Source organism: Streptomyces sp. NPDC058157 (assembly GCF_042884105.1).
GTDB lineage: Bacteria > Actinomycetota > Actinomycetes > Streptomycetales > Streptomycetaceae > Streptomyces.
Genome location: NZ_JBHVUQ010000426.1, coordinates 1 through 1,685, shown reverse-complemented (window position 1 = coordinate 1,685; position 1,685 = coordinate 1). Strand labels below are relative to the sequence as shown.

The 1,685-nt window shown below is 75.2% G+C and carries 2 protein-coding genes; both read right to left on the bottom strand.

All coding sequences use genetic code 11. The annotated features are described in order from the left end of the window. Positions 1-814 (bottom strand): RNA ligase family protein (locus ACFVXK_RS38580; protein WP_389622062.1); only part of this gene is annotated, 814 nt, incomplete at its 3' end. A gap of 154 nt (positions 815-968) precedes the next feature. After that, on the bottom strand, positions 969-1,622 hold the full coding sequence (locus tag ACFVXK_RS38575) for a hypothetical protein (RefSeq protein WP_389622059.1): 654 nt from the start codon (positions 1,620-1,622) through the stop codon (positions 969-971). Positions 1,623-1,685: the final 63 nt, after the last annotated feature.

Genomic DNA, 1,685 nt, shown 5'->3' with positions numbered 1-1,685 from the left:
GGGGCTCATGGCGCAGGGCGGCGGCCAGGACGCCGGCCAGCCGGGCCTCCCCGGTGCGCCCGGCGCCGTCGAGCCGCGCGGTGACCGCGGCGACGGCCGCCTCGTCCCGCGGGCCGGGCGCCGCGTCGGCGCCGAGGGCGGACAGCAGCCCGGCGAGGTCCGGTTCCGCGCCCGAGCGGACGTCCCACAGGGGCGCGGCGGGGCCGAGCCCGTTGACCACCACGGGCGCGTACATCCAGTGCGTGTCCGTCCGCACGTGCCCGCCGCGCACCCACTTGGCCACGTACCGTCCGAAGTCCGCGCGCTCGAAGCCGGCCGTCGTGCGGACCACGTACCCCTCCTGCCGGGAGGTGTCGATCCGCAGCCGCCGCAGCGCGCGCTCGTCGTAGGTCCCGCGCCACAGCACCCTGGGCACGGGGAGGCCGAGACCGCGCAGGAACCGGACGGTGTGGTCCCAGTCCAGGCAGTGGTCGCCGTCCCACACCGAGAACGCGTAGAACCAGCTGTCGAGTTCCTCGTAGCCGAGGGAGTGGCGGGCGTACACGTTCTCCCCGCAGATCCGCCGGCCCGCCGGGATCCGCGGGCCGATCCGGCCCTGGAGGGCCTTGACCCAGGCGCGGGAGGGGTGGTGGCCGGAGTCCAGGGAGCGGGCGTGCAGCCCGTCCGCGTAGAGGGTGGTGTTCTCCCCGTCGAGCTTCTCGGTGACCACCACCTCCCGCCCGGCCAGCGCCGCGGTCCCGCTCGCGCGCACGTCGTCCGACGTGGCTCCGGGTGACCACGGCAGGTGCGCGGTACGGGGGTAGGGGGTACGCATGGGGGACTCCGGACCGGGGGACGGGTGTCCGGTCACCGTAGGTATCCGGACCGGACCCGTCCACCCAATTCCCGTCCGCCCGATTCCCGTCCGCCCGATTCCCGTCCACCCGATCCCGTCCGCCCGGGGCCTGCCCGCCCGGGATCGGGAGGGGTCAGTCCAGTTCGCAGAAGTCCAGGCCGTCGGCGCCGAGTCCGGTGTTCCGCGCGTGCTCGGCCATCCGCGCCGCGTACTCGGGGTGCTCGGCGAGCGAGGTGTAGGTGTCGAAGTCCAGGTCGAGGACGTCGGCGAGGTCCGCGAGGTACACGTCGAGGCCGGGGTACATCACGGCCACGTACGGCAGGTCGTCGATGTCGGTCACCAGCACCGGGTACTCGCCGGTGGAGTCCGGCGCGCCCAGGTAGAGCAGGCGGCGGGAGTCGCAGCCGCCGACGAGCGGCAGGCACACGGCGGGCAGCAGTTCCTCGAACGCGCCGAACATGCCCGCCATGCCGTCGCCGGAGCCGTACATCCCCTGCGCCGTCTCCCGCAGGCCCCGGTCGCCGAGCACGGGAGCGGCCGGGTCCTCGTACCAGCCGACGTCGGCCAGCCACGAGGCGTCGAAGGCGAGCCAGCGGCGCAGGCTGGGCGGCAGCGGCCGGCCGCCGGGCAGCGTCAGCCGGTCGAGTGCCCCGGGCGCGAGCGGTACCGGTTCGTCGAGGCCGGGCGCGTCGCAGGTGGGCCAGCCCCGCTCCCGGACCCGTTCGACCACCCGGTCGATCAGCGCCGTGCCGTGCATGTCGTCGTTCCTGGGGTGCAGCGTGTTCATGGGGCGCACTGTGCCACCGGGCACTGACAGCGCCCCGGGCGGACCGGCCCGAAGGACACGGCC